The organism is Veillonella sp. VA139 (assembly GCF_003992005.1).
Lineage (GTDB): Bacteria > Bacillota > Negativicutes > Veillonellales > Veillonellaceae > F0422.
The window spans coordinates 22,298-32,103 of the sequence record NZ_RQVL01000027.1 but is presented as its reverse complement, the minus strand read 5'-3'; the positions used below and the strand labels follow the sequence as shown (position 1 = coordinate 32,103).

Genomic DNA, 9,806 nt, shown 5'->3' with positions numbered 1-9,806 from the left:
TTTTTGGAATACATTCATTGTAACAAAGGTTGACCTTCTTTTGCTATTTTATTTTCCCACAAACATTTTACACTAACTCACAATTTTTTTGAGTCACTGAATGGAACTAAAATATATAAGTCTAGAAACACGCAACACGTTCCGGAACAAACCTACCGCAGGAGCAGTTCGAGTCGCAATATATTGCTCGTTCCCCTTGCACAATATAACACGTTCTATAATCCCCTGTAGCGCCATCATACGTAGAACGTTTTGCGCCGTTCTTTCTACCTAAATGCCGAGATGCAGAAACGAGCAACATGTTCCTGAACAAGCATAACCACTGTATAGCTTGAGAAGGAATATGTTGCTCGTTTCCCTTTCACCAGTCAAGCATTTAAGCAAAACAGAATAGCATTAAAAGCGAAATCCTTGGGCTTCTGCCATTCGCACCAAAGCACTACGTTTTTCATCTTTCAGTTTCAATCGCCCTACTACTTGATCTGTAAATTTTGGCAATGGGTAATTCGGGCTACGAAGATCATAATATTGGTTCATTTCTTCATCGTAGTCTTCTAGTAGTTCATGATAATTTTCAAATGTGCTATACGCATCGTCAAATACATTTGCCTCTCTTGGCATACGCGGCTTTAATGCCGGTTTTTGATCTGCCATACCTAAGCCAAGTCCTACCACAGGGAATGTTAATTCAGGTAATTTCAAAATTTCAATGATCTTCTCTGCATCATTTAATACACTACCTAAATATACTGTACCATATCCAGCCAATTCTGCTGCGGTCACCATATTTTGTGCCGCTAGGCAAGCATCAGTCCACCCTTGAAAGAATCGATCTGCATCATTTGCTGTATCAAGGTCTAATCCTTTTTCTTTCATGATTTGTGCATTCCGATAGGCATCTACCACAAATACAAACAGTTCAGGCATATCTTTTACATAATCTTGTTTACATACCTCTGCAATAGCCGCTTTAATGTCTAGGTTCACAATACGGATGATACTAAATGTTTGCATCCCCATACTGGTAGCAGTCCGTTTCGCTACATCTAACAATATACTTAAATGTTGCGGGGATACACGCATCGGTTTATATTGACGAATACTTTTATGGTCTAACATAATATCAATAGGGTTCATTGTTTTTCTCCTAACTTTCATCGTACATTCACAATATTTATATAGTATAATAGCAATACAAGATATACTATCCTACATACTTATCATTGTAGAGTACTTAATTTTTATTTGTCAATATATACCTACATTAGAAAGGAAGAACATTATGAAACATTCATTTCTTTTGAAAGCTTTCACTATCGGCGCACTCATGACATCGGTTGCAGTCGGAGCCATGGCTGCTGATATTCCACCAGGGGAAATTTCCGTCACAGGCCAAGCCATTCGCCAAGTTGCTCCATCCTATGCACTACTTAATTTAGGAGTATCTAATGAAAATACCTCTGTACAGGCTGCCAAAGCACAAAATGATGCTGTTATGTCTAAACTCATCTCTTCCTTACAACATTTAGGCATATCTAAGAACAATATTCAAACATCTAACATCACTATTAACCCTAATTACAATTATATCGATGGTAACTCAAAGTTAAATGGTTATCATGTAACCAACACTGTTGTAGTAAAGGTGTACGACACATCCTCTATCGGAAAAGCTATCGACGCAGCAATTGCTAGTGGTGCTTCTGATATTAATTCTCTTACATTCCAAACCGATGTCTCTCAAGAGATGGAAGACCAATTATCTACATCTGCTATTAGTGATGCACGCCACCAAGCGGAAGTGATTGCCCGCGCCTTAGGTCATACTGTAGGACCTGTAAAATCTATTAACTTAGGAACTACGCGTACTCACACCATGGAAGTGAATCCACGATATGCTATGTTGTCCTTAAAATCTGTAGAGATGTCCACCTCTACACCTGTAGAAAATGGGGATATGTCTGCTAACAAAACAGCAAATGTAGTATTTTATTTGCAATAATCTCCCTTAACTGTATAATCGTTATTAGACATATATGACTCATCCGTTCTTAATGGTTTGGTTGCTTTTAATAATAATCTGACAGACATATAGACGTCCTATATGGCATTTCTTCTCGTATATAGAAAAGCCGTAGCGAGCACTTTCATCGTTCGCTACGGCTTTTTTTATTTTTTCTTAGGCACAACTTTGAAGCTGTCATGCATTTGCTTTTTCATATCTTCCGATAATGGGCAAGGCCATTCGTTGATATCATTGTGTTTCTCTAATTCTTTCAACTCTTCAGGAGTTAGCTTTTGTTTTTCTGCATCATCAAATGTAATCATGTTCTATCACCTCGACTCATAATCACAGAAATGGGAAGGTCCAATTTCTTTCTCTTTCTATTATATGATGAAACATACCCTCTTGGGAAGATATTTTTCAATGTATACACAATACTAGTTGCAACAATTCATTCACAGATTTCGGATTACAAGCTAATCTTATATAGTTAAGCTCTATCTTTGATTTCTTGTTTGATATTTGCCAAGAATTCTTCCCAAGGCATCGCACCTTGTTCGCCTACGCCACGTTTACGAACAGCCACTTTTCCTTCTTCCACTTCTTTGTCACCCACAACAAGCATGTAGGATACTTTTTCCATTTGGGCTTGACGGATTTTGTAACCGATTTTTTCGCTGCGATCATCTAGTTCCACACGCACATAGGCATCTTTAAATGCTTTGCGTAATTTTTCAGCATATTCGACATGTTTTTCACTGATTGGAAGGATTTTTACTTGTACTGGTGCCATCCAAGTTGGGAATGCCCCTGCAAAGTGTTCAATTAGAATACCGATGAAACGTTCCATAGAACCGAAGCAAGCACGATGAATCATGATTGGACGATGTTTTTGGCCATCTTCTGCAATGTATTCTAAGTTGAATCGTTCTGGCAAGTTCATATCCAATTGAATTGTACCACATTGCCATGTACGACCAATGGAGTCACGAATATGGAAGTCAAGTTTTGGACCATAGAACGCACCATCACCTTCGTTAATACGGTATGGAATACCTTTTGCTTCGATTGCTTCACGCAATGCTTCTGTCGCCAATTCCCAGATTGCATCGTCGCCGATAGCACCTTCTGGTTTTGTACTCAACTCTACATGATAGGATAAACCGAATTGAGAGTAGATACGTCCGAATAAATCGATAACGCTCATTAACTCTTCTTTAATTTGAGATGGTGTCATGAATACATGGGCATCATCTTGTGTAAAGCTACGTACGCGGAATAGACCATGTAAGGCACCGCTCAATTCATGGCGGTGTACTAAACCAAGTTCTGCCATACGAATTGGAAAATCACGGTAAGAATGCATTTCGTTAGCATATACCAAGATACCGCCTGGGCAGTTCATTGGTTTAATAGCATATTCTGCTCCATCAATTTGTGTTGTATACATATTTTCACGGTAATGGAACCAGTGACCAGATGTTTCCCACAAATGTTGACTCAAGATAATCGGAGTACGAACTTCTTCGTAATCATAATCATGATGTACTTCACGCCAGAAATCTTCTAAGGCATTGCGCACTGCCATACCTTTTGGCAAGAAGAATGGGAATCCTGGACCTTCTTCTTTGATGACAAATAAGCCAAGCTCTTTACCCAATTTACGATGGTCGCGACGGGCTGCTTCTTCTAACAAGTGTAAGTATTCCTCTAGTTCTTCTTTCTTTTCAAAGGCAGTACCATAGATACGTTGCAACATTTTATTTTTTTCATCGCCACGCCAGTATGCACCTGCAATACTTTGTAATTTGAAAGCTTTCACTTTACCAGTGCTTGCTAAGTGTGGACCAGCGCAAAGGTCAGTGAACTCACCTTGTTTATACGCAGAAATCACTGCATCTTCTGGCAAATCATTGATTAACTCTACTTTATAATTTTCATGTTTAGCTGCGAAGAAATCTAGTGCCTCTTGGCGTTCCATCAATACTTTTTCAATAGGTAAGTTTTCTTTTACAATGCGGCTCATTTCCGCTTCGATTTTTGGTAAGTCTTCTGGCACCAATTTATGTTCCATATCGATATCATAGTAGAAACCGTTTTCGATAGCTGGTCCAATGGCCAATTGTGCATCCGGCCATAAGCGTTTTACTGCTTGCGCCATCACATGAGATGCAGTATGACGGAATGCATGTTTACCACCATCTTCTGCAAATGTTAAAAAACTTACTTTAGAACCTTCTACCAATACTTCACGAAGATCTGTTAATTCTCCATTTACATCAGCGGCTAATACTTTTTTTGCTAAACTGTTTGATAATTGTTTTACTGCTTCACCCAATGTAGTTCCAGCTGCAAAGGCTTTAGAACTTCCATCAGGTAAAATGATATTTACTTCACTCATAGGTTACCTCCCTAGGTCTAATACTACATGCCATTGGGAATGGCAATACTTTTTACCAACAAAAAAAGACCCTCTCCCACACAAGGGACGAAGATCTCGCGGTTCCACCCTAGTTAGTCCCTATTCATAGGACTCACTCTTACGGACGATAACGGGTCCATACGGATTCAATTACAAGCTAAGCCTTCACTGAACCAGTTTGAAGGTGGTAACATCTAAGTCTACACTAGATACTCACAGCCAAGGTATCTTTCTCTGAAAGTATAGATGGTTAGGGTCATGTCCTTCGCATTACTGTTGCTTATATAATAATATAATTATAATAAACAAAAACCCTATCTATGTCAAGGGAATATTTTCGATATATCCTTGTAGACAAAAGCACTGCCCTTGTCATCAACGCATCGGTTGACACTTAGGTAGTGCTTCCTAGTCAGATAGGTTCTATTCACCAAAATTAACTTTTATCCCACGTTTCTTTTGCTGTTTCCAATAAGCCTTTAAGGCGTACTAACCCTTTTCTTCGCAATCGATGGATATAACTATGGCTGCATTCCAAGGTATCTGCAATAGAGGCTACACTATGATCCTTGTAATAGACTTCTTCCACTACGTGTTGCTCCGCCAAGGGCAACTGTTTCATAGCCGATGTGACCATGTCACCATACATGCGTTCCTCGCAAACGATTTCTGTAGATGGTCCTTCAGCAGGTAATTGCTCCCACCAAGTTTCACCATCTTCCGTTTCCGATTGTAGTACAATCCCTTCCTTACCTTCCTTACGAAGATAGTCCAAGATGCGCCCACGAATACGATGCACTGCATAGAGAGAAAAGGCAACGCCCTTCTTAGAATCATATCTCTCTACCGCTTCAATGAGCCCTATGGTCCCCTCTTGAATGCAATCCATCCTATCTACCTTAGAAGATTGATACACATTAGCTTCTTTCAATACTAAAGGTTGGTAATGCTCAATGATTGTCATACGAGCTTCCAAGTCTCCTTGTTCTTCGTAAGCCTTCCAGAGCTTCTGTTCTTCTTCCCAGGTTAATAATTCAATTGTATCCACGCTGGCAATATAATCATTGAGCATACTTTCACCTCCTTTAGAATCGATAGCGCCACTGTGCTCCTAAGTAGCGCTTATTTTCATTATTAATCCACCCTGTAGCACTAATACTACGATTGATATCATACTGAAAACCATAGGCTAATTGAGTATTATTGAGTCCACTACTAAGGGTAATCATTAAGTCAGGGACCACATATTTCCCAATGGTTACATTTAAATTCGTTTTTTCTTTTAAATCACGAGAGTCTTTTCCATCCAAGGATCCAGTGGTAAAGTTAACCATGTCCAATCCTAATGTGTCTTGCAACACATCTTCTACATAACCAAATGCCAAAGACTGTAAGCTAGATGTGAGTAACGCATTCGCATCATCTGCTGTAACACCACTCGTATTACCCACAGAGCGACCAAAGGTCAATAGGGATATGATTTGACGCTCCGACAAATTAGGTTCAGAAGACAATTTTAGTTTCATCTGTGTAGCTGGTCCTTCTGCTTGTAGGGAAATACGATAGTTTTTCACATTTGCCATACTCCGCACATTGAGTTCAGGAATGATACTGCCTGAGGCAAATTTAGCCTGCCCTTCTGTGATTTTAAAGCGATTGTTTAAATATTTGACATACCCTTTGTTGACGGATAACTTACCACTCGCCTTTGGTTCCCCTACGGTTCCTGCAAATGTAACCTTACCTTGCAAGAACATATCGTAGAGCAATGGATTATAAAGGCGTACATTATCTTTCGCATTAATGGTCAAGTCTAGTCCCAATGGAATGGATGTATCTGAGCTTTCAAAGCTCAATGGAATCGAGCCTACTACATCATGCAATGTGATAGCCCCCACCAAGGTCGGCATATCCTGTTTGTCTACGATGTACAGTTCACCATCTAATGGACCTGTATAAAACTCATGACCAATTTCGATACCTTTCATCTGCAACGCACCGTAGTAGGACGTAATGCCAGACCCCTTCCAACCAATATTGCCAGATAGGCCTGCATTACCCTTACCCATTGTGGTGCTCCCTGTCATATCTACATGATTGCCACGGAACAATAGCTGTCCTTTTAATTGGGTCACTGGCTTTTTCAACGATTGTAATTTCATGGATCCATTAGCGAGCTCTACGGTGCCATTGGCGAGGATATTCGACGAATTGCCTGTCACATGAACAACACCATGAATAGCGCCGTCAGCAGTCTGCACTTCTTTAAACATCAATGGCAGAACAGACAAGTTTGCCTCATTCATGTCCACGTACACATCAAACTGTTTCGTCATATCATCAGACACGTATTCATTGGTTACAAAAGCTCCCAATGGTAGTTTGCCGCGAACTTTAATAGAAGAGTCTGATTTTTTTATCATTCCTTGTTGGATATTCACTACTTGGTCTTCCATGGTTCCTAGGATACTCAACTGATCTAGGCTAATACCATTGATGACTGCTTGTTCCACTTCACTGGAAAATTCTACCTTTGGTGATTTCGTAAGTCCATGCACATTGATGATAAAATTCCAATTTCCCTGTGCCTTTACATCTTGTGTGACGAGAGGTAGTACGGTTTGTACTGGCACTTTCGATGCTACCAACTGAATATCCGTAGCACCATCCAAATCGGCTTTCCCTTTACCCACAATGAGGCCTTCTTTAATAGGCAATTTGAAAGTTCGAATATTAATCGTCCTCCCACCATAGCCTATATCCACCGTAGCTGTTCCTACCACTTCATCTCGAATCGTAGTATGTTCCAGAGTTCCTTTTACGTCTAGTCTCGGACTGTCACTAGTACCACCTAACTCAATGGTAGCCTGCAACTTTCCATTCAAATCAGGAACTCGTGCATTCGTTAATGCTAATAATTGATGCAAATCACCGTCTCGGACACGCACATACCCAAACAAGCGTTTCGGATTCTCTAATTGAACCCCACCTTTTACTTCGTATCGGCTAGTACCACTGCCAGTGAAAGTCAACCCTTGCAGATGCACTACTTGTGGTGTAATGTACAAAGAACCTGCTATATCATGCAGCGTTGTATCTTTCACCTGCATCGCATCGGACTGCACCTTTCCTTCAAAGATTGGGGCATCTACAGTGCCACCGAGATGACCTTCTGCACCGACATAGCCAACCATGTTGAGACCCGTATCACGAACGAATGGTTCAATGGGCACCGCATCGCCTACAAAATTAATATCTAAGTGCTTATCTTGTATATCTCCATCTACAATGATAGAGGAGCCATAGGTACTAATATCTAACCTTGGCAAATGGAGATGCCCATCATGATATGTATAGGTCCCCTCAATGGATGTAAATAGTTTACCATATACGGATCCATCCCAAGCTTTCAGATGCCCTTCTATTTGCAGACGTTGCAATGTCCCTTGTACATGAATATCCGTATTAAGCCATCCGGTCATAGGAATATCTGTAAAGTTTGGCAACACATCTTCAATACGCACATCCTTTGCAGAACCTTTGATATCTATTGCACCGTCTAACTGGATGAATCCGTCTAGATTATAGGTGCTTTTTCTATATTCCATATCACCTTCAAGAATATGGAGGATCTTATCCTCTAACTTAGTCTTAACAAAAGCACGGTCAAACTTGGTTGTTCCATAGGAAAGCGTTTCACCAGCAATCATGACCGTTCCTGTCGGATTCTCTAGTGACCCTTGTAAGTTAGCCTCCAAAGAAACAGTGCCCCCCAACGGTTTAGGGCTCCATTCATTGAATTGTTCTAATCCAATATTAGTGCCATGTAAATTAATACCAAATGTATCATTACCGAATCGACCACTACCCGTGAAAGTACCTCGACCCCAAGTACCGTTTAGATATGGCACTATTAGCTGTGCGCCATCCCAAGATAGGCTCGCATCCAAGGCATCCACTAAGATAGATTGATACTCAATATACTGTCCATGTACAGATCCATTTATATTGGAAATCGCCCCTTGTTTCCCTTCAATGGTTAAGGACCCACTCACTGTGCCCTGTACAGAAGGTAATCCCCCAACAGGCAATCCATACAAGGATACGTTCCGCGCCTCTACTTGTGCTGAAAAATCTTCTGTATCCATATGATAGGAGCTTGTACCCCTCACGGTTCCACCTTGCACATTTAACTCTACATCACCTATATGAATGACTTGGTCTCCATAGGAAAGATGAGCCTTCCCACGATTCACTGTGATTCCTTCATAGGCCACATCTCGCAACTCTACATCGGCACTGGCTTTTACATTCGACACAGGACCCGTTAGGAGTGCATCTGCCGTAATATATCCTGTCATCGGCAGTTGATCAAATGAGGCTAGATTCCATTCTTTCAATCCTACCTTTACATGTAATGTAGGGTCCTCATCAAAGACATGGTGTACAGTACCATTCATACGGAGGTATTCTTCATTCACATTCGCTTCAATTCCGTCCAAGAACAACACATCTCCATGGATTTGAACTGTTCCTTTCCCAGATGTTAACCGATAGTCTTGGATGGTTGTCCCCACGTTTTGGAAGGAAAGTCCTCCTTCACCATACCAGAAGCCACCACGTTGTGTTACTGTCAACGCCATATCTGTCAACTCACCCGTCATAGAGCTTACTGCACTTGGCAGTGAAATGCGACTGACTATAGGAGCTATATCTAAATGTGGCGTTTCCACATAAAACGAACGATTACCGCTGTCATCCAAGGCCCATTGTAACTTGGAATGAATGTGATCCTTTCCTAATTGAGCATCTACAACTCCATCTAGCATACGTCCACCATCCCCTGAGACAGTGACATTCACATCTGACAGTTGCAATGGTTCTGCCTGAGGTAAGAATAAGGATATAGATCCTTTTTCTAATCGCAACAGTCCACTAAATTGACTAGGACTATCTGACTTTCGCTCCTTTACTAACTGTAGTACATTCCATTGCCCCTGTTCATCTTGTACCACATTCACATGTGGTGAGGTAACAGTAATGGTGCCCAGCAATGCATCTGGTGATACCTGCCCAAAAGGATATTGTAATACTTTTAGCCATTGAATAGACACCGTCAATGCATCTGCAGTGAGTACATGTTGCCCTTTCGCATCGTCTACGACAAGGTCTTTCATTTGAACGGATCCATCCCAGCCAATGTGAAATGATGAATAGGAAACAGTTCCATTCAGTGCTGTATGTAATTGTTCTTGCACATAGGGTCCTACATAAGTTTCACTCAGTGGTTGTAAGCCGAATCCAACGCCTGCTACACATCCACTCAGTACAACACCTAGTAGCCAGTATTTCCTCTTCATGATTCACCTCGTATCGGTA

At 40.9% G+C, this 9,806-nt stretch carries 6 protein-coding genes; 1 reads left to right on the top strand and 5 read right to left on the bottom strand.

Annotated elements, in window-relative coordinates; genetic code table 11:
- Window positions 1–396: 396 nt before the first annotated feature.
- On the bottom strand, window positions 397–1,137 hold the full coding sequence (locus EO125_RS08365; RefSeq protein WP_127148497.1) for a nitroreductase family protein: 741 nt from the start codon (window positions 1,135–1,137) through the stop codon (window positions 397–399).
- Between the two features lie 145 nt (window positions 1,138–1,282).
- Here EO125_RS08365 and EO125_RS08360 point away from each other — a divergent pair, with 145 nt between their 5' ends.
- Window positions 1,283–2,002 carry an SIMPL domain-containing protein gene (locus tag EO125_RS08360; RefSeq protein WP_127148496.1) on the top strand — a complete coding sequence of 240 codons (720 nt, stop codon included), beginning with the start codon at window positions 1,283–1,285 and terminating at the stop codon, window positions 2,000–2,002.
- Between the two features lie 167 nt (window positions 2,003–2,169).
- Here EO125_RS08360 and EO125_RS09880 read toward each other — a convergent pair whose 3' ends face one another.
- From EO125_RS09880 to EO125_RS08345, 4 genes are all read right to left on the bottom strand, one after another.
- Window positions 2,170–2,328 carry a hypothetical protein gene (locus EO125_RS09880; protein ID WP_164726491.1) on the bottom strand — a complete coding sequence of 53 codons (159 nt, stop codon included), beginning with the start codon at window positions 2,326–2,328 and terminating at the stop codon, window positions 2,170–2,172.
- A 167-nt stretch (window positions 2,329–2,495) separates the two neighbouring features.
- On the bottom strand, window positions 2,496–4,406 hold the full coding sequence (gene thrS, locus EO125_RS08355) for a threonine--tRNA ligase (protein WP_127148495.1): 1,911 nt from the start codon (window positions 4,404–4,406) through the stop codon (window positions 2,496–2,498).
- Between the two features lie 457 nt (window positions 4,407–4,863).
- Window positions 4,864–5,499 (bottom strand): sigma-70 family RNA polymerase sigma factor, encoded by a 636-nt coding sequence (locus EO125_RS08350; protein ID WP_127148494.1) that lies wholly within the window; start codon window positions 5,497–5,499, stop codon window positions 4,864–4,866.
- 13 nt (window positions 5,500–5,512) lie between these two features.
- Entirely contained in the window at window positions 5,513–9,787 is a 4,275-nt protein-coding gene (locus tag EO125_RS08345) for a translocation/assembly module TamB domain-containing protein (RefSeq protein WP_127148493.1), read from the bottom strand.
- Between the last annotated feature and the right edge of the window lie 19 nt (window positions 9,788–9,806).